The organism is Streptomyces sp. NPDC007189, assembly GCF_040703635.1.
GTDB lineage: Bacteria > Actinomycetota > Actinomycetes > Streptomycetales > Streptomycetaceae > Streptomyces.
Map to the genome: position 1 here is coordinate 1 of NZ_JBEYEY010000046.1, position 17765 is coordinate 17765.

The 17765-nt window shown below is 70.4% G+C and carries 13 protein-coding genes and 2 pseudogenes; 9 read left to right on the top strand and 6 right to left on the bottom strand.

Annotation, left to right across the window (positions count from 1 at the left end; genetic code table 11):
• Window positions 1-48: 48 nt before the first annotated feature.
• Window positions 49-1707, bottom strand: a complete 1659-nt coding sequence (locus tag AB0950_RS39445; RefSeq protein WP_360162587.1) for an alkaline phosphatase family protein — start codon at window positions 1705-1707, stop codon at window positions 49-51.
• An 848-nt stretch (window positions 1708-2555) separates the two neighbouring features.
• On the opposite strand from AB0950_RS39445, the gene AB0950_RS39450 reads away from it, so the two are divergent.
• The 8 genes from AB0950_RS39450 (at window position 2556) to AB0950_RS39485 (ending at window position 12729) form a co-directional block, all read left to right on the top strand.
• A complete protein-coding gene (locus AB0950_RS39450; protein ID WP_366780698.1) occupies window positions 2556-4826 on the top strand; it encodes a HAMP domain-containing protein in 2271 nt (756 codons plus the stop codon).
• A gap of 16 nt (window positions 4827-4842) precedes the next feature.
• A complete protein-coding gene (gene pgsB, locus AB0950_RS39455) occupies window positions 4843-6306 on the top strand; it encodes a poly-gamma-glutamate synthase PgsB (protein WP_366780699.1) in 1464 nt (487 codons plus the stop codon).
• A complete protein-coding gene (locus AB0950_RS39460; RefSeq protein ID WP_360162595.1) occupies window positions 6303-6785 on the top strand; it encodes a poly-gamma-glutamate biosynthesis protein PgsC/CapC in 483 nt (160 codons plus the stop codon). Before pgsB ends, AB0950_RS39460 begins: the two co-directional genes overlap by 4 nt.
• Before the next feature lie 44 nt (window positions 6786-6829).
• A complete protein-coding gene (locus AB0950_RS39465; RefSeq protein ID WP_366780700.1) occupies window positions 6830-7912 on the top strand; it encodes an NlpC/P60 family protein in 1083 nt (360 codons plus the stop codon).
• 54 nt (window positions 7913-7966) lie between these two features.
• Complete coding sequence (locus AB0950_RS39470) at window positions 7967-9904, top strand: glycosyltransferase family 39 protein (RefSeq protein WP_366780701.1); 1938 nt, start codon at window positions 7967-7969, stop codon at window positions 9902-9904.
• A 449-nt stretch (window positions 9905-10353) separates the two neighbouring features.
• The gene (locus AB0950_RS39475) at window positions 10354-11436 is read left to right on the top strand and encodes a S1 family peptidase (protein ID WP_366780702.1); all 1083 of its coding nucleotides are present in this window, start codon (window positions 10354-10356) and stop codon (window positions 11434-11436) included.
• A gap of 391 nt (window positions 11437-11827) precedes the next feature.
• Window positions 11828-12103, top strand: coding sequence for an RHS repeat domain-containing protein (locus AB0950_RS39480; RefSeq protein WP_360162603.1), 276 nt, complete (start codon window positions 11828-11830; stop codon window positions 12101-12103).
• Window positions 12104-12177: 74 nt separating this feature from the next.
• Window positions 12178-12729, top strand: coding sequence for a hypothetical protein (locus AB0950_RS39485; protein WP_360162605.1), 552 nt, complete (start codon window positions 12178-12180; stop codon window positions 12727-12729).
• 16 nt (window positions 12730-12745) lie between these two features.
• Here AB0950_RS39485 and AB0950_RS39490 read toward each other — a convergent pair.
• Window positions 12746-12994: pseudogene (locus tag AB0950_RS39490) on the bottom strand (transposase); the annotation flags it as partial.
• A 345-nt stretch (window positions 12995-13339) separates the two neighbouring features.
• On the bottom strand, window positions 13340-13792 hold the full coding sequence (locus AB0950_RS39495; RefSeq protein WP_360162607.1) for a hypothetical protein: 453 nt from the start codon (window positions 13790-13792) through the stop codon (window positions 13340-13342).
• Window positions 13793-14245: 453 nt separating this feature from the next.
• Between AB0950_RS39495 and AB0950_RS39500 the strand changes: the two are divergent.
• A pseudogene (locus tag AB0950_RS39500) lies at window positions 14246-14344 on the top strand (IS5/IS1182 family transposase); the annotation flags it as partial.
• A 466-nt stretch (window positions 14345-14810) separates the two neighbouring features.
• On the opposite strand, the gene AB0950_RS39505 reads toward AB0950_RS39500, so the two are convergent.
• From AB0950_RS39505 to AB0950_RS39515, 3 genes are all read right to left on the bottom strand, one after another.
• Window positions 14811-16085: a hypothetical protein gene (locus AB0950_RS39505; protein ID WP_360162609.1), complete on the bottom strand. Its 1275-nt coding sequence runs from the start codon at window positions 16083-16085 to the stop codon at window positions 14811-14813.
• Between the two features lie 38 nt (window positions 16086-16123).
• Window positions 16124-17350 (bottom strand): HAMP domain-containing sensor histidine kinase, encoded by a 1227-nt coding sequence (locus AB0950_RS39510; RefSeq protein ID WP_360162611.1) that lies wholly within the window; start codon window positions 17348-17350, stop codon window positions 16124-16126.
• Window positions 17351-17382: 32 nt separating this feature from the next.
• Window positions 17383-17765 (bottom strand): response regulator transcription factor (locus AB0950_RS39515; RefSeq protein ID WP_366780703.1); only part of this gene is annotated, 383 nt, incomplete at its 5' end.

The window sequence follows — 17765 nt, forward strand, 5'->3', positions numbered from 1 at the left end:
GCCGCACGCCGTACGGCGTGCGGCCCGCTCGGGGTCGTCGGCAGGCGGTTAGCGGATCGGCAGCGACTTGGTGTGGTCCTTCTGCACGGCCTGCAGACTCTGCGGGTCCAGGCCCAGGAGAGTCAGGATGGTCGGCGCGATCTGGGCGGTTTCGACCTGGCCGGCCTTGGTCACGCCCGCCTTGGTGCCCGCGCCCGAGATCACGAGCGGAACGTTCAGGTCGTCGGCGTGGGCGCCGCCGTGCTCGGCGATCTTCTTCTGACCGCCGGTGTAGACCACGCCGTACTTGGCGATGCCGAACAGGTCCGGCACTCGGGCGTCACCGGGCTTGACGCCGAAGTAGGCGGCGGCGTCCTTGCCCGCGTACACCTTGGCCAGACCGCTGGTGGTGAACGCCTTGGCGTTGCCGTTGATGTCGTTGCCCTCGCCGCTCTGGGCGAGCAGGTACTTCTTGGCGAACGAAGTGGCCGCCTGGGAGCGGTCGTTCAGCCACAGCAGCATGCCGTCGTCGTCGACGGAGTGCGCGACGAGGTAACCGGTGCCCGGGTGGGCGGCCTTCCAGGCGGCGTTGAGGCCGTCGAGTAGCGGGCCGTCGTCGATGCGGGTCAGGGTCGTGGGGTCGGTCGGCGACTGGCCGTGCTTGGAGGACAGGATGATGTCGGTGCTGGAGGCCAGGCCCTTGGCGTGGATCTCCTTGACCATCGCGCCCACTTCGGTGTTGACGAAGTCGAGGTTCTTCCGCAGCAGCGGTCCGGGGACGCCCTTGGCCACGTAGCCGCCCTTGAGGCCGTCGGAGGCGGGGAGCTTCTGGGCGGTGGAGACCGACTGGAAGTTCATGCCGAAGATGGCCGGGGTGCCGACCTTGTGGGCGCCGGAGTGGTCGTAGCCGTCGATCTCGTTCAGGACGGCCCTGACCTTGTACCCGTCGTACTGCTCGGTCGCCTTGTTGTCGGTGGTCCAGTCGCCACCGGCCTGGTAGCCGTTGGCGTCGCTGTTGATCTCTGGGGAGAACTGGTCCTGGATGCCGTCGCCGGAGGGGCCGTTGAGGATGTCGTAGGCGATGTGCTTGTCCGACCAGGCGGTGCGCAGGTGCGCCTTGCGGGCCACGTTGAAGACGGTGTTCACCTGCAGGTAGGAGTGCGGGTAGACCGGCTTGCAGGTAGTGGGGTCGACCGGCAGCTTGCTCGCGTCGATGAGGCTCGCGGCGTTGCCGGTCATCTGCAGGATGCTGCCGGGCAGACCCCTGAGGCCCTGGCCGGCGTCGATGGAGGCCTTGTTCTTGTCGAGGTCCTCAGTGAGGTCCACCTCGGCGCCGGGCTTGGCGGTCCTGCAGTCGGTGGTGCCGGCTGGGAGCAGGGCGTGGTTGTACGTGTCGTCGTAGTACACGCCGGTGATGCCCGGGCCACCGCCGGTGACCTGGGCGGTCATGCCGGGGAAGGAGTCGGAGGGCGTGGTGGTACGTGCGTTGGTGTACTGCACGCCGCCGTGCACCAGGTGGGCCAGTGCCGAGCCGGGGTGCTGTGCGATGTACCAGGCCAGGTCGGACTGGTGCAGTCCGTCGACGGACAGCAGAAGGACGTGTTTGGCGGCGGCCTTCTCGGTCGCTGCGGAATGGTTGGTCAGCTCCGACGCCGCGGCGAGGGAGCCTCCGGCGAGGGTCACTGCGGTGCCGAGGATGGCCGCGAGTTGTATGGAACGGCGGTTCACGTGTGGTGGCTCCAGTCGTCATTCACGCGGGGGAGTGGCGCCTTTAGGCGTATGCGCCATCGATGTATCCGCGGCGGCGTGAACTTGAACAGCGGGCCACGAAAGCCCCAAGCAGGCTCATCTGGCCGGTGTTCTTACGGTGTTCTTGCCAAGCGGCCCTGTGCGAGTCCGTAGGCGGCTGTCTGGTGCCGGCCGGCGCGTTCGACGTCGATCCCGCCTTTCCACTGCCGCCGTGCCGTTCCCGCCGCCCGGCCGCCGCGTCGTAGGCGGGTTGCCGCCGCTGTCCCGGCCGTCGCCGTGACCGGTCACCGTGTGCTGCCGCTCGCCGCTGGATTCCCAGGCGGATCTGGAACTCCCGACCGATGCTCCCATTGGCGCTGCGGATGCGGCCGCTGGACACCAGTCAGCTGGAGCGGTCGCTGTCCGGGATCGCGGACCGGCACGCGCAGCTGCGTACCCGGTTCACCGCCGTCGGCGGCGAGCTGGTGCCGGTCGTGGACCGCCGGCCTGGGCACCGCCTGGACCGCCCGTCCTGCTCCCTGGCCTTATCCTGCGTCACCGGCCCAAGTGGCCCGTTCCTGCGCTGAAGATCATCACGGGGTGTATGCGGCGTCCTGTGAGCGGGCGGAGGCCATGCCGCGTGCCGGACGGTGCCGTGGCGCCGACCATCACCCGATGCTCCTGTTCATACGCACGACTCACGGAAATGTGATGGTTATGTGATCATACGGGGCTAGCGTGTTCGCTCCATCGAACACCGAGGCGCTCGGCGCCAGTTGAGGAAGGATCGACTTCTGCCCCCCGCACCCCGAGCGCCGCGCCGGCGCCGTATCCGTCGTCGCGCCGACATGCCGATGCTGGGCGGGGTGCGCCCGCCGATCGCCTCGCTCGTCGTGCTTTTGCTGGTGGTCGCCGCCCTGACGGTGATCGGCCTCGACGGCGTCCACGTCGGTCAGGTGCCGCAGGCCGTGCTGAACGACGAGCAGCAGATCGCCGCGGACACCGCGGTGTCGGTGCGCACCACGATCGACGTCGAGGCGAGCAAGCTGCGCCGTACGGCCGCCGCCTACCCGGCGACGAGCACATCGACGACCACGACCGCACTCAAAGCGCTGACCTCTTCCAGGAAGACGATTCTCGGGAGTGCGCTGCTCGACCGGCGCACCGGCAGACTGCTGGCGACCGGCGGCAAGCCGGTGCCACTGGCCGGGGCGGACGTCCTCAAGGCGGCGTCGGGGCACGGGAGGATCCGGCCCCGGCTGGTGACGTCGGGCGGCGCGCGGCAACTGCTGTACTTCGCCAGGGTCGTGCTGTCCGCGCAGCAGGAGGACGCCAACCAGGACCAGTACCAGGCATCGAGCCGGACCCAGCGGCAGTGGCTGCTGGTGGTCTCCGAGACGCTCCCCGCCCTGAGGACGTATGGCGACGGACGCGTCGCCGCAGTGCTGGACGCGAGCGGCGCGGTGCTCGCCACCACAGCCCGTGGCGCGGCATCGCCGGCGGCCGCCGGCAGCGGTTTACCCGCGGCGGCGGCCCGTGCGGCGATGGAGTCGGGGCGTGGCGCCGACGCTGCGGGAAGCCTGCTGGGCACCGCCACGGGCAGCCTGCGTACGGTGGCGGGCTGGGCCCAGGTCGCCTCGACGACCGGTCCGGGCGACACCGACGGCCTCGGTCTGGTGGTGCTCACCTCCCGCGCGGTGCCCGTCACGACCAGCACCGCCGACTACTCGCGCTTCGCGCTCGAAGCCGCCGCGGCGCTGGCCGGAGTCTCGCTGCTGCTGGGGCTGGCGCTGCACTTCATGGTGCAGCGGCCACTGCTTCGGTTGTATCTGTCCGCCGGCCGCCTGTCCCGGGGCGCGACCGAGGACGAGCCGACCTCGCTGGAGGGACTGTACCGGCCGGTTCCGGTGCACGGCTTCGGGGAACTGGCCCGGATCGGGCGGGCACTGGAGTCACTGCGCCGGCAACTGCTCGGCCAGAGCGGCCCCGAGGAGCTCCCGGCCCGGCGCGGACCGGGCTGCCGGGCGCTCGCCGTGGCCGGCTTGCTGGTCGTGGCCTGCTGGGCAGTACCCATGATCTTCCTTTTGAACCGGGCGGATGCCGCGACCGCGGTTCCGGCTCCGGTCCTCGCCGCCCATCAGGCGCGCACCGAGCTCGCGGCGAACCGGATCCGGCAGTCCCTCGACCAGTCGTACACCGACCTGAGCGACGTGGCCGCAGGGCTGCCGGGCCTCAGCCGCGCCGCTCAGACCCGGGTTCTGCGACACGCCCTCGCCGACCACAAGCAGTACCGCTCTCTGTATCTCCTGGGCCGCTCGGGCGGCATCACGCTGCGGGTGGGCGAGGTACCGCTGCGCACCCTGGTCCACGTGCCCGTCGGCGGCGGGATCACCACGGTCAACACCTCGGGCCGGATCCCGGCGATCGCCGCCTACGCCCAGGTCCGGGCCGTGCGGGGCAAGGCTCCCGCGGCCGGGGTGGTCCTGTTGGGCGAGATCGATGTGAAGGCGCTCAACTCCATCCTGCCGAGGCCGAAGCTGGGCAGCGTCTGGGTGACGGACGGCGACGACAGGGTGCTGGCGGCGAGCGTGGGCTACCGCGCCTTCCAGTCGCTGCCTGACTCCGGCCTGACCCGTCTCGTCCGCGCCGTCCAGGGCGCCCCGGGGACCGCGGGCACCGCGAACTCGGCGGTTCACCGCACGTCCTCGGGGCCGTCGGTCGACGCCGCCGCGCCGCTGGCGCAGAGCGGCCCGACGGTCCGCCTCGGCTGGCACGTGGTGACTGCGGAGCCAGCGGCGGCGCTCCAGATCCCCGCGGTGCAGGCCGAGCAGCGCACCATGCTCGCCGGGATCCTCGGCCTCGCTCTGGGCGCAGCCTGCCTGGGCTGGCTGCATGTCGTGGTGATCCGGCCGCTGCGTGCGGTCGCCGTACTGGTCGAGCGGCTCGCCGGCGGAGACCGCCGCACCGTGCTGCACCCGGTCAACCACGACGAGATCGGCTCCGTCACCCGCAGCCTGGAGCTGATCCGGCAGGCCCTGGCGGAACGCGACCGGGCGGCCAGATCCGGCCACGCCACCAGGCCCTCGCGGGCCCCGCGCGCGACCACCCTCCAGCGGTAGAAGGGCGGAAAACCCGGTGCTCTTCCTCTATGTCATCGTCCTGCTGTGCTCCGCCGCGCTGTGGATCGCCGGAATCGTGGAGCAGCGGCGGCACTTCGCCTCACTGGAGCAGATACCCACGCGCGTGCTGGTCAACGGCATCCGCGGCAAGAGTTCGATCACCCGGCTGTGCGCGGGCGCGCTGCGCGGCGGCGGCCTGGTCACGGTGGCCAAGACCACCGGCACCGCGGCCCGGTTCATCCATCCGGATGCCACCGAGGAACCGGTGTACCGCAAGTTCGGCCTGTCCAACATCGTCGAACAGATCGGCATCGTGCGGCGGGCGGCGACGTACCGGCCGGACGCGCTGGTGATCGAGTGCATGGCGGTGATGCCCGCGCTGCAGGAGATCAACCAGGAGAAGCTGATCCGTTCCACGATCGGCGTGCTGTGCAATGTCCGCGAGGACCATCTGGAGGAGATGGGGCCGACGCTGGACGACGTCGCACGCTCGCTCTCCCGCTCGATGCCCGTGGGCGGGGTGTGCGTGACGGCGGAGAAGGACCGCTTCCACATCCTCAAGGAGGAGGCCGACGCCCGGAACTGCACACTCCTCTACGCCGATCCCAAGACGGTCACCGACGAGGAACTGCGCGGCTTCAGCTGGTTCACCTTCAAGGAGAACGTGGCGATCGCCCTGGCCGTCGCTGAACTGCTCGGCGTGGACCGGCAGTCCGCGATGCAGGGCATGTGGGACGCACCGCCCGACCCGGGCGTGCTGTCGGTGGAGCGCTACGTCACCCCGGAGGGCAAGCGGCTGCGGTTCGCCAACGTCTTCGCGGCCAACGATCCGGAGTCGACGCTGATGAACGTCAAGCAGCTGGAGGACCTCGGCGCGATCCGACGGCCGCTGAACGTGGTCATCAACTGCCGCCCGGACCGGGTGGAGCGCAACGGCCAGATGGGCGCGATCATCCCCGAACTCGCTGCCGCGATCGTGTTCCTGATCGGCCATCCGACCAAGAGTGCCCGCGATGCGATTCCCGCCGGCTTCACCGGGCGCGTGGTGGATCTCGGTGGCGACCGCCGGGACCCCGGGGAACTGACCGCGGCGGTGCTCGCGGAACTCGGCCCGGCCTCCTCCCTGGTGGCGATCGGCAACATCCACGGCCAGGGCGAGCTGTTCCTGGAACGCCTCGCCGAACTGCCCCTGGACGACTCGGAGGACCCGCTCGACGCCGTTCCCGGCGGTGACGGCCTGGACCAGGAAACCATGCAGATCGCGGTGCCTCGCCCGCGGCTCGCTGTGGCCCGGCCGCCCGAGCCGGAGCCCTACAGCTGGGTTGCACCGCTGGAGACACCGGCGTACGGCTTCCACATCCCGGACCAGCGTCAACTCGCCCACCGGTTCGTCGCCCGCCAGGGCCGGCCGGCCGGCGAAAGCGCCCCAGGCGAGCCGCACCACTCCCACGATCCGTCCCCGTCCACGAGGAACCCGTGATCCCCGCCCACCTCACCGCACAGACCGCCGCGCTCGGGATCGCCCTGGGGCTGATCCTCTCGCTCGTGTGCTACCTGACCACCAACCTGTCCCCGGGGGGAATGATCACCCCGGGCTGGATCGCCCTCACGCTCATCACCGACATGCAGATGGCCGCCCTGATGGTCGGGGTGGCCGCACTCACGTACGTCATGACGAAGCTCGTGCAGCGCACGGTAATCCTCTACGGCAAGCGGCTGTTCGCCGCCGTGGTGCTGTGCGCGGTGCTGACGCAGACCACCGTGATGCTGGCGCTCAGCCACGAGTTCCCGCTCCTGTACACGTCACAGACCCTCGGCTTCATCGTCCCCGGCCTGGTCTCCTACCAGATGCTCCGCCAGCCGATGGCGGCCACGCTCATCTCGACCACAGCAGTGACGCTCGCCACGTACGTGGTGCTGGTCTCCGGTCTGCTGGTCGGCCTCCTGCCCACCGGCTGACCTGTCCACCACACTCTCACCTCGCACGTCCAGGAGGATCGGCCATGCACTTCGAACCCACCGGCAGGCGCAGCCGCCCGACGCGCCGTGCCCTGCTCGGGGCGATCGCGGGCGTGACGGCAGCCGGGGTGGCGGGCGGATACGCCTGGGACCGCCTCGGCCACGGCAGCGGCGACCGCGGCGGCACCGCCGCCGACGGCAGGGACGCCCACCCGAGCGCTCGGCCCACCGGGCCCCACACCTTCGAGCGGCTGTCCGACCCGCCCCGCACCGTGGTCCGCGCCGCCGACGGCGGCACACTCGCCACGTTCACCGACGGCGCCCGAACGGCCGTACTCACCGGCCCCGACCGCACCTTCAGCGAGCCGCGGACCACCCAGGCCACGGTGACCACCAACGCCTGGGTGAGGGTCCTGCCGCACCCGTGGCAGCAGGGCATGGAGAAGTCCGCCTGGTTCACCAGCTGGTTCGGCAGGACACTCGCCGACTCCAGCCCGGACGTCTTCGCGGTGGCGTTCGAGTACTCCAGCGCCGGAGCGCCCGACAAGCACAACGCCGCCGGCGTGCGCTACGCGGGCACCGCTCACTTCGGCCCGCGCAACGCCAAGGTCAACAATCCTCTGGACTTCGCCTACCATGCCGAACAGTCCGACTTCTACGACTATCTGGGCATTCCCTGGACCTTCCCGGACGGCACGCGCGTGCAGCCGGAAAAGGCCCGCTACGGCGACGTCGACTGCTCCGGCTTCCAGCGCCTGGTGTGGGGCTACCGCATGGGCATCCCCCTGCACAACAGCAACTCCCGGGGCGTCGGACTGCCGCGCCGTGCCTTCGCCATCGCCGCCTACGGCCCCGGACGCCTGGTGATCCCCGACACCCATCAACAACCCACCGACCTCAGCGCCCTGCAACCGGGCGATCTGGTCTTCTTCGCCATTATCAAGGACCGGCCGAACTTCATCGACCACTGCGGCATGTACATGGGCCTCGACGACCAGGGCCGGCACCGCTTCTACTCCAGCCGCTCCGCCGCCAACGGCCCCACCCTGGGCGACCTGTCGGGCCGCTCGCTGCTCGACGGCACCGACTTCTACGCCCGCGGCTTCCGGGCGGCGCGCCGTCTGTGATCCCGCCGCCCCGCACCGAAGCCTCACCTGACTGCCGATACGAGGACCACCGCCATGCCCGCTTTTCCCGCCGTCCAACCCACCGGCATGCACCGAGGCCGCCGGTCGGCCGGGCGCCGCTTCGACCGACCGGGAGACGGCCCGTACTGGGAACGCCCGGCGCTCGCCGCGGTGCTGGTCGTCGCCGCGGTGCTGTACTCCTGGGGCATCGGGCACGCCGCGCTCCACCCCTTCTACGGCGCGGCGATACGTTCGATGGCCGACAACTGGCGGGCCTTCTTCTTCGGCGGACTCGACGCGAGCGCCTCGATCACCATCGACAAGCTGCCCGGCGCCTTCTGGCCCGACGCCGCCACCGTCTGGCTCTTCGGCCCGCACACCTGGGCGGCCGCGCTTCCGCAGGTCGTGGAGGGCGTACTCACCGTATGGCTGCTCCACCGGATCGTACGAGCCTGGGCCGGCCCCTTCGCCGCGCTGATCGCCGCCCTGACACTCACCCTCACCCCCGTCACCGTCGTCCTCACGCGCGCTACCATCCCCGACACCGCGCTCACCCTGCTGCTGGTCGCGGCCGCCGGGGCACTGCAGAAGGCGGTGCGCACCGAGCGGCTGCTGCCCCTGCTCACCTGCGGGGCCTGGGTCGGGCTCGCCTTCCAGACCAAGATGCTGCAAGCATGGCTGGTCCTGCCCGTCTTCGCCGCCGTCTACCAACTCGCCGCGCCCGGCACCAGGGTCAACCGAGGACTGCGTGTCCTGCTGGCCGGCGCGGTCGCCCTGACGGTCTCCTGCTCCTGGGTGCTCATCACCTGGGCGACACCGGCCGCGAACCGCCCCTACCTCGACGGCACATCCAACAACGACCCGTTCACCCTGGTCTTCGGCTACAACGGCCTGAGCCGCTTCAGCAGCGACTCCACCGCCTTCGGCGCCGTCGCGGGCACCACCGCCAGCCGCACCACCGGCAACACAGGCTGGAGCATGCTGATCAACCACACCGTCGGCCCGCAGATCGCCTGGTTCCTGCCGCTCGCCCTGCTCGCCACGGTCCTGGGCGTCGTCCGGCGCGCCGGACAACCGCGAACGGACCCGCTGCGCACGGGATTCCTGCTGTGGAGCGGCTGGCTGGCCGTACACGCCCTGGTGTTCAGCTCCTCCAACGGCAACCACGCCTACTACACGGCTGTCATCGCCCCGGCACTCGCCGCGCTGACCGGCGGCGGCCTCGCGCTGTTCCGATCGGAGTACGAGGCCCGGCACAAGCCGGTGCACGAGACGGGGCACGAGACGGGCAGCCAGCGGCACATGGCACTGCCGGCGGCGATCGTGCTGACGGTGGCGTGGGCGCTGGTACTGGACTGGCCGACCCGGTTCCTCTCACGGCTGCTGCCGATCGCCGTGATGCTCGCGCTGTGCGGCGTGGCGGGCCTGTGGACCCGCGGGCCGCGCACCTCCCCGCGGATGGTCCACGCCGCCCTCGCCGCCGGGATCGCCGCCATGCTGGTCGTACCGGCAGGCTGGGCCGTCTCCAGCCTCGACCCGCTCTACGCGGGCGCCGCCACCTCGCCGATGACCGGTCCGGTCGGCAAAGCGTACGGCGTCCACCACGCTCCCAAGCGGGTAGGACTCGACCGGCCCAGCGCCCGCGACACCGCCCTGCTCGACTACCTCACCACGCACCGCCGCAGCGAAAAATACCTGCTCGCCACCCAAGCCGCCTACAGCGCCGAGCCCCTGCTGCGCGCGAAGTCCGAACCCGTCCTCGTCATGGGCGGCTTCACCGGCAGCACCCCGTTCCCCACCACCCAACAGCTCGGCAGGCTCGTCGCCACCCACCAGCTGCGCTACGCCCTGCTCACCACCCAGCGCCCCACCACTCCCGCCACCACCTGGGTGAGGTCCCACTGCACCCGCATCCGGCCCACCGCCTACGGCCGCCGCACCGACGGAAGCTTCACCCTCTACGACTGCGGTACCCCTGTGTCCTCCCGGTGACCACGGCAGGTCGCCAGCGGAGTGGTTTCTTCGAGGAACCGGAGCCCGTCCTTGGATTCGGGGTCGTCGCCTCTTGTGGGCCAGGTCATCAGTGGCCCAAGAGTGTTCCAAATGGAGGATGCATACTCCGGGTTCCGGACGCGGTAGTCGGGTACCGGCCAGCCCTGGGCGAACCGAGCGTGAACCGCAGCGGGGTGATTCCGCACCGTGTGTGAACGTTGCGTGCCGAGGCAGTGTTCGGGTGCGGGGACGGCAACCGCGCCCGCCGGTCCGTCGTCGCGGACACCCGGCCGAAACCTCTCCTTGTTGTGGCGCGAACGCCTCGCAATACTCGTCGGCGCTTGGCATGGGCACGACCGGGCTCGGTGAAGGCCGGGACGCCCCGTGCCTCTCATCCCTCCGGCCCCGGCTCGACGAGTGGGCGGGGCAACCCCCACTGGAGGCTCCACATGACACAACGCCGAACAGGCCTGACCACCCGCGCGCTCACCGGAGCGAGCGCCACCGTCCTCACCGTCGGCGCGGCCCTGCTCCCCGGGGCCGGCCCGGCCGCGGCGGCCCCCGTCGGTGTGCAGGCGGCCCCGGCCGCGGCCCGCGCCGCGTCCGCAGCGGTCCTCGTCGCACGGCTGGGCGACCGTGCCGCCGGTTCCTACTACGACGCCGCGGCTCACCGCTTCGTCGTGAACATCACCGACCCGTCCGCGGCCGGCTCGGTCCGCGCCGCCGGCGCTGTGCCGAGAACCGTGCGCTACTCCACCCCCCAACTCCGAGGAGCCATCGGCACGCTGACCCGGCGAGCCCGGATCGCGGGCACCGCCTGGTCGATCGACCCTCGTCAGGACAAGGTGGTCGTGACCGTCGACCCCACGGTCACCGGGGCCGAGCGCGCCCGGCTGAACACCGTGGTCGGCTCTCTCGGTGACAAGCTGGTCGTACGCCGGGCCGCCTCCGCGTTCAAGCCGTTCCTCGCGGGCGGCGACGCCATCTGGGGCAGCACTGTGCGCTGCTCCCTCGGCTTCAACGTGACCGTGAACGGCGCGCCGTACTTCCTCACCGCCGGACACTGCGGCAACGCCTCCTCGACGTGGTCCGACTCACAGGGCGGCGCAGAGGTCGGCGAGACCGTCGACTCGCAGTTCCCCGGCACCGACTACGCCCTGGTCCAGTACGACGACGCCGGCAGCGACCACCCCAGCGCCGTCGACCTCTACGACGGGAGCAGCCAGCAGATCACGCACGCCGCCGACGCGTACGTGGGCGAAACGGTCACGCGCAGCGGCAGCACCTCAGGGGTCCACAGCGGCACGGTCAACGGGCTCGACGCGACCGTCAACTACCAGGAGGGCTCCGTCTCCGGGCTCATCGACACCGATGTTTGTGCCGAGCCCGGCGACAGCGGCGGCGCGCTCTTCGACTCCGACGCGGCGATCGGTCTGACCTCGGGCGGCAGCGGTGACTGCACGTCCGGCGGTGAGACCTTCTTCCAGCCCGTGCCCGCGGCGCTGAGCGCGGAGGGAGCCACCCTGCCGTAGCCGGCAGCTGACCGCACGCCGCGCCGGGACCGGAACGCTGCACGTTCGTGGCCTCAACCAGCCCACGCCCAAGGCTGGTTGAGGCCCATGCGTGCCCGAGAGAGTCTGGCCGGGCGGGCTTCCGGGCCGGCGTCGGCTTCCGTGAGCGAGGCCGGCGGCCACGCTGGCGACGGCGAAGGCGGCCATGACCGGGCCGGCCAGCGCAGGGGGAGGAGCCCACGTCGTCCAGCCGGGCCGACAGGAGGACGTCGACGGTGGCGATGAGGAACTTGATCGCGGCTGACAGCAGGGTGGTGGGCCAGGTGAGCCGGAGGATCGCCGCCGTCCCCAGCCGTTCGGGCATCTTGCCTTCGCCCGGAGTCCCGGTGCGGGGGTCGGTGTGGGGTGTGCGGTGGGCGAAGAGGAGGGGGGCGGATGCGGCGGCCATGACGATGAGGGCGCCGACGGCGGAGAACTGGACGTAGAGCAGGGAGGCGAGTGGAGGTGCGACGGCCCGGACGGTCTGGCTGAGCGAGCGACCCGCACCACCACCTGGTCGTACAACGCCTACGACCAGCTCGCCGCGGTCACCGACGCCGCGACCCGCAAGACCACCTACGGTTACGACGCCTACGGCAACCGCAACGCGGAGACCGACCCCGACGGCAACACCTACGCCTACGACTAGGGCCTGTTCGACGGGTCATGTTTGGAACCCAGTCCCTTGTCTTCTGGCTGCAGTGCCAGCCCTAGGCTGTAGCCATGCTGTTGATCTACGACGGAGAACCCGCCGCTGACGCGCCCGTGCTGCGTACCGGTGGTGTCCCACTGGTACCGGATGAGTTCGTCTGGCCGGGATGCCGTGAATGCGGTGGGAGCATGCAGTTCCTCGCCAATCTTCCGCTCTGCACCGGCGTGTTCTCGGTGTTCGTCTGCCAGAACGACCCCGGCCTGTGTGACGACTGGGATGCCACGGCCAGTGCCAACTGCGCCTTCCTGTTCAACGGCGACCTCTCCCCAGCCGCTGTCCCCGCCGAGGGCACGACATTGCTCGGCGCGGTCACCGCTCTACGAGGCCATCCCGCTGACACGCCGACTGAACAGCCGGTGCTGGGACGGCTGGGCGGTGAACCCGACTGGATCCAGGACGACGAGACCCCCGACTGTCCGACCTGCGCCAACCGCATGGCGTTCACGGCCGAGCTCGAAGAGGGCCACGACTTCGCCATCAAGGCGAACTTCGGCGGCGGGGGCCGCGGCTACCTCTTCAGCTGCCAACCCTGTGGTGAGGCCGCGTTCCTCTGGCAGAACTGAACACTGCCCTCAAGGGTCATGACCGAAGCCACAGCCGGATCGCTGCGACGGTGACGGTGCCGTGAAAGACGTACGCCCGCTTGTCGAACCGCATCGCCACAGCGCGGAATGCCTTGAGCGTGTTGATCGTTCGTTCCACTTCATTGCGGCGGGCATACCGCCCACGGTCAAAGCCGGTGGGTCTCCCGCCGCTGCTTCCGCGGCGTCGGCGGTTGGCCTTCTGGTTGGCTGGCTCCGGGATGGTGTGCTTGATCTGGCGCCGGCGCCGGCCTCCTCGACTGCCACCTGCAGCACCCACAGGACCTCCTGGCCGCGTGCCAACAGGAGTTCACTGTCATTCCCGATCCGGCTGCTGGGGTAGCCTGACGACAGTGTTCGTGGCGCTCCCTCCGCGCCGCTTGCTGCGGGGCGCCACGCATACGGCCGGCCAGGCCGAACACGACGCACCGTCGCGGGCAAGGACCCGCACGCTGGCCCCGCTCCTGCACCGCATCGGACGGATTCGGCTTCGGCTGACGCGACGGCGGGGCTGGGCAAGATGATGCCTGCCCGGCCCCGCTGCCCGGCCGAAAGCGGCTGCGAGCGGTTGCTGATCTGCGTCAGTGCGCCGTCAGCTGACCTGGACGGTGACGGGCGAGGAGTGGAACGTGCCGGACTTGGCCGCTACCCGCACCTGCTCGGTGCCCTTGTTGGTGAACGTCCGCTTGATCGTGTAGGTGCCGTTCTTGTTGACGGCCGCGGTGGTCCTGAGCGTGGTCCACTTGCCGTTGTGCAAGTGCTGGAGCATCAGCGTGGAGCCGGCCTTGATGCCTTTGACCCGGCCGGTGAACACCACGGTGTTGCCTACCTTGACGGTCTTGCGGTTGGCCGAGACGGTGATCGAGCCGATGGCGGCCGCCGCCCGCGACGGCTTCATGCTCGGCATGCCGGTGCGCGTCATGGAGGGTGTAGGGGTCGGCGTCCCGGTCGCGGCGACGGCTCCGGCTGTACCGGTCGACAGCATGGCGGCGGACAGGGCACCGGCGGCGAGCGCACGGGCGCGGCGGCTTCGGGTGAAGCTCATTGTGGGTCTCCTGCTTTTCGTCGGAGTCCCCCCTGGGAGCGAGTCGGCCACCTGGGGCGGCTCGCGGATCCAGGCTGGCCCGAGCGCGGTTGAGCGGCATGTCGAAACGGGCCCGGGAGCTGTTGAAACTTCTATCGCTTCGGGCAAAAGCGCAGGCAGAGCCACGTTCCCCCCGCCAACTCCCCTTACCTTTCCCTTACCTTTTGTCACTACATCAGCCCACTGCCATCACGGTCGGTGATGGTGGCAGGGGTCGTCGGACGGCTGGCATGCCGATCAGGCAGGGAGCGGACTCAGCCTCGGATAGCAGGCTGTGCAGCAGCTCCCCGCCCGGGGGGAAGTCTTGGCCGCAGGGCATGGTGTGGTGAGGGCCGCGGTGAACGGCGAGGGGGGGTCACGGCTGGTCTGCGGCCCCGGAATTCAAGGCCGTGTCCTCCCGGGGCCGCCTTTCACGGCACCCCGTTCAAGGTCATCACCACTGCGGCCAATGTCAACGACGTCAACCAGACCCTGGCACTGGTCGACGGCATTCCGCCCGTCGCCGGAAGCCGGGCCATCCACGCAGGCGCCGCATCCTGCCGGTGATCTCCCGCAAGGGCGCCTCCAACATCAACGGCTTGGCAAGCTCCGCGACGTCGTCGAGCTGGTCAGTTGTCCCGGAAGAGACCAGGTGGCACCGCGACCCGCTGGGATGGACGGTTGCGCGTTGCTGACCTGTGCGAGCCGTGGTGTTGCGCTGGCGCAGGTAGGCGTGCAGTGCCCGGGTCTGAGGGGGCACCGGCGTCTGTTTCTGGCGCATCCGCCGCCGCGACTGACCTGCCTGGGGCCACAGCGCGGCGGTCGAAGCCTTTGCCGCCAGCTTCGAACGCCCCCACGGGAGTCTGCTGACATGCCCGGGCCGTCACAGGCGGCCCGGGCCTGCGGCTCGCTGTCGTGTGCAGAGGCCGCGCGGTTCTCAGCGCAGCCCGGCACACAGAGCCTGTCGGCCGGGTGGTCCGGCCGGGCGCGGTGCGGTCTGTCAGCCCATGTCCGTCAGGAGGGCGTTCAGTTCCTTCTCCTGCTGCGCCGGCGACATCGGCGGGTTCGAGTGGTCGATGCCGAAGGTCTTGAGCACCTTGTCCATCTGGGCGTCGATGGAGGTCCAGCCGGTCTGGTCCAGCGGCTGCAGCGAGGCCTGGTCGGCGTCCCACAGGTCACGCAGCGACTGGGCGGCCGCGTGCGCGCCGGTTGCGTTCCCCGAGCGTGCGTCCTTGAGCGAGGTGGAGGCGAGGGTCTTCAGCGCGGCGACCTTGGCGGGCGGGAACTTCTTCACCGCCTGGCCGGGAGCCATCTGGACGGCGGAGGTGTTGTCGGTCTCCGGCGCTGGGCCGACGTGCGGCTGGCCGTGGGCCCAGACCAGCAGGGCCGCGGTGGCGACGGCGAGCAGTCCGAAGCCGGCAAGCGCGGTGCGCTCCTTGCGCGGGTTGCTGGTGGCCGGTGCGGCGTGGGTCGCCTCGTGGGTCTCGGTCACGTCCGAGCGCGTCACCGTCAGGTAGACGACGGTCGCCAGGATCAGGCCGAGGAAGATCAGGCTGGTGGTGAACGTGCCCAGCGCAAGACCGGTCGGGTCGCCCGGGTTCTGGGCGACCTTGGGGGAGGCGAGCCAGTCGCCGATGTTGGCGCCCAGCGGGCGGGTCAGGATGTAGGCGAGCCAGAAGGACAGCACCGGGTTCGCGCCGAACTTCCACAGCAGCGTGATCGCCGCGATGAGGCCGAGCGGCAGCAGGACCGAGACTCCCGGGCTCCAGCCGGTGAGCTCGAGGGTCCAGTCGCCGGTCGCGGTGCCGAGCGCGAAGGTGACGAGCACGGCGAGCCAGTAGAACGACTCACGCGGCAGCGTCGTGACCGAGTGGATCGAGAGGGTGCGCTCGCGCAGCCACCACACGCCGAAGACCACCGCGAGCAGGACCGAGAACACGGCGGAGCTGATCCACAGCGGCACGTTGAGCTGGTCGGTCAGGATGTCGGTGTACAGCGTGCCCGTGACGCTGACAACGACCACGGTCAGCCAGTAGGGGAACGGGACGTACCGCTTCAGCCGCAACTGGATGGCCAGGACCACCACGAACACCGCGGTGAAGATCCAGGCCGTGTTCACCAGGCCGACGCCCAGCTTCATGTTGATCCAGTCGGCGAAGCTCTCACCCACGGTGGTGCACAGGATCTTGATCACCCAGAACCAGATGGTGACCTCGGGGACCTTGTTGAGCATGAGGCGCCCGCTGCGCGTGCGTGCTTCCGTTGTGGTTGTCATGCAGGGAGGTTTACGGGGGGAACCTGCAAGCAACCTGACTACGTGGCCGCAAACGCGGCCGGGAGTCTCACCTCGACGTGACCGCGGCCGTCCGCGATCGCGCGGACCTCCACGCCGGCCGAGGCGGCGATGCGCCGGACCACCGGCAGTCCCAGACCGTAACCGCCGCTGCCGGTCACACCCGCTTCGAAGACCCGGTCGACCTCCGCGGGATGGAACCCGGGGCCGTCATCCAGGACATCGACCACGATTACCTCACCCTGGATGCGCGCGGTGATCCACACACGTGACCGCGCGTGCCGCAGGCCGTTCTCCAGCAGGGGCGACAGCAGCGACACGGCGACGTCGGCCGCCACGGCGACCTCGACCTTCCCGGGAAAGGCAACTTCGACCGCGCGGCCGGCGATCGCCTGCCGCGCGGCGGAGCGCAGATCGCACCGGGTCCCCTCGTCCGTCCGTGCGCGCGCGGCGTGCAGAATCGTCCTGATCGCCGCATCGAGGCGGTCGACCTCGCTCAGCACCGCCTCCGGCGGCACCGGCTCGCCGGAAAGCTGCGCCAGCTGCGCCTCGGCCCGCAGGACCGTGAGCGGTGTCCGCAGTTCGTGGGCGATCTCATCGGTGAGCCGGCGCTCGTCCGCCAGCGCGTTGTCGACGCGCTCCAGGAGGTGGTCCAGGGTCCGCCCCAGTTCCCCGAACTCGTCGCGGGGGATTCCGAGGTTGAAGCGGCGCCCGGGTTCGTGATGGCCCCAGTCGTCGGCGAGGGCGGCCATCTCGTGCACGACCCGCAGCGCGCGGTGTACCACGAGGTGTGCGACACCGCCGGCGAGGAGGATTGCGAGGCCGCCCAGTATCAGCGACAAAGTCAGGCTGCGCTGCTCGGATGTCTCGTAGGGCGTGAGGTCCACCCGGACGATCACCATGACGTGGTGGCCGTCGATCGGGACCTTGCGGGCGTACAGGAGGTAATCGCCGAACGACGCGGTCTGCGATCGGCCCGAGTCCGCCAGCGCCTCGACGCGCTCGACCATGCTTGCCGGCACATTCCCGTCGATCAGGTGACCGTCGGCATATACCCAGGCGACCTCGTCGAGCGCCTCGCTGCTGTTCTCCGTGAGCACGACACGGCCGCCTTTGGCGGTGACGTTCGCCGTGACCGCCTCGGCGCGGGTACGCGCCAGATCGCGCGCGTCGGCGTCCGTTACCCGGCTCAGCAGCACGTGCGAGACCACGACGAGTATCGCCACCACGGCGGTGGCGACCAGCACGGTGAGTGCGACGACCCGCTTACGGAATCCCGTCACTGCCATCGGTAGCCCACGCCGCGGACGGTCGCCAGACGCTCGGCCACACCCAGCGGATCGAGCTTGGTCCGCAGCCTGCGCACATAGGAGTCGAGGGTGTTGTCGCTGACCTGCGCTCCGTGCGGCCAGCCGGCTGCGATGAGGGCGTGGCGGCGTACCGCGTCGCCCTGCGAGGCGATCAGGCGGCCCAGCAGCCGGAACTCGGTCGGGGTCAGGCTCATGCTTACCGAATCGTAGGTCACCACGTGCTTCGCCGGATCGAGGACGACCTCGCGCGGTGCGGCCGCGACAGTGGCCCGGCGCAGCAGCGCTCGGACGCGGACCAGCAGTTCCGGGATGTCGAAGGGTTTGGTCATGTAGTCGTCGGCGCCGGCCTCGA

What these genes read in the sequence shown, in the direction of transcription:
- AB0950_RS39495 (WP_360162607.1), bottom strand. Translation starts at nt 13,792, where the DNA reads ATGAGCTTCACCCGAAGCCGCCGCGCCCGTGCGCTCGCCGCCGGTGCC.
- AB0950_RS39450 (WP_366780698.1), top strand. Translation starts at nt 2,556, where the DNA reads ATGCCGATGCTGGGCGGGGTGCGCCCGCCGATCGCCTCGCTCGTCGTG.
- AB0950_RS39485 (WP_360162605.1), top strand. Translation starts at nt 12,178, where the DNA reads ATGCTGTTGATCTACGACGGAGAACCCGCCGCTGACGCGCCCGTGCTG.
- AB0950_RS39505 (WP_360162609.1), bottom strand. Translation starts at nt 16,085, where the DNA reads ATGACAACCACAACGGAAGCACGCACGCGCAGCGGGCGCCTCATGCTC.
- AB0950_RS39465 (WP_366780700.1), top strand. Translation starts at nt 6,830, where the DNA reads ATGCACTTCGAACCCACCGGCAGGCGCAGCCGCCCGACGCGCCGTGCC.
- AB0950_RS39470 (WP_366780701.1), top strand. Translation starts at nt 7,967, where the DNA reads ATGCCCGCTTTTCCCGCCGTCCAACCCACCGGCATGCACCGAGGCCGC.
- AB0950_RS39475 (WP_366780702.1), top strand. Translation starts at nt 10,354, where the DNA reads ATGACACAACGCCGAACAGGCCTGACCACCCGCGCGCTCACCGGAGCG.